Here is a 979-nt window from a genome sequence, read left to right as displayed (position 1 = left end):
GAGAACTCCTTTCTTATGGTTGGTTTAGACACCTTTACCATATCAGAATGGGGTTCTTTTTTCATCACTTAACAGGTGAAAATGAAAAAGTAAATTTAAGCTGCCGTTAGGCAGTTGGCACATGTTTCAACGAAAAGTATGAATTGTTCAGGGTATTAGAAATATATTAAAGTACATAGGGAGAAATTCATGAAATTATACGGGGAGTTTTTAAAAGAAGATTGGTTAAAAGCATTAGGAGCTTGGGAAGAAAAAATTCCTGCTTCTTTTGTAGTTCATGGTGAATGGGAGCACGATGATAACCTGAAATTATGGAGCGAATTACTAAAAGATGAGAGTTGGCTACCTAAGTGGAATACAGTAATAGGTGATTATAGAGAGACGAAGATCGGCTTCGCAAATGTCTATGGTGCGCCGATGGCAACAAACATTGTCCATCAATTCGGTGCAGCAGGAACTGATTTATTTATTCAAACGGGTTATTGTGGCGGACTAACACACGATGTGAAATATGGGGATATACTTATCGTAACTGAAGCCGGGATGCAAGATGGAGCTTCGCAGTGGTACCTTCCTGATCAGGATGTAGTTAAAGCTGATGAAGCAATGGTAAATGAAGCAATAAGTTACTGTGAAAAGAAGGGATATAGCTATTCAATTGGACGTGTAATTTCTACAAGTGCAATGCTTCTGGAAACAGTTGACATGGTAAACAAATGGTCCGATAACGGTTATACGGGCGTTGATATGGAAACGGCAACGACGTTAGCGGTAGCGAAGAAGTTAAATAAAAAGGCAATAGGCTTATTAAATTTATCAGATCATTTGACTCAAGGTGATACTATCTATTCCTATGACGAATTTACAATTTAAGTGCAACAACAATAATAAAATAAAAAAAGATCCATAGTTTTCCTATAAAATAGATGTACCAACCAACTATTAGAAGGAGAAAGCTATGAATCCATACACACATCTT

General features: G+C 37.0%; 1 protein-coding gene. It reads left to right on the top strand.

What is annotated here, in order from left to right; translation table 11 throughout:
* The first annotated feature begins 189 nt into the window (after window positions 1-189).
* On the top strand, window positions 190-873 hold the full coding sequence (locus ACEN31_RS11565; RefSeq protein WP_407090983.1) for a nucleoside phosphorylase: 684 nt from the start codon (window positions 190-192) through the stop codon (window positions 871-873).
* Window positions 874-979: the final 106 nt, after the last annotated feature.

Origin of the sequence: Ruoffia sp. FAM 26255, from assembly GCF_045528525.1 — a bacterium.
Classification (GTDB): domain Bacteria; phylum Bacillota; class Bacilli; order Lactobacillales; family Aerococcaceae; genus Ruoffia; species Ruoffia tabacinasalis.
Note: the sequence above shows the minus strand (reverse complement) of the source record. Positions and strands in the feature narration are given on the sequence as shown.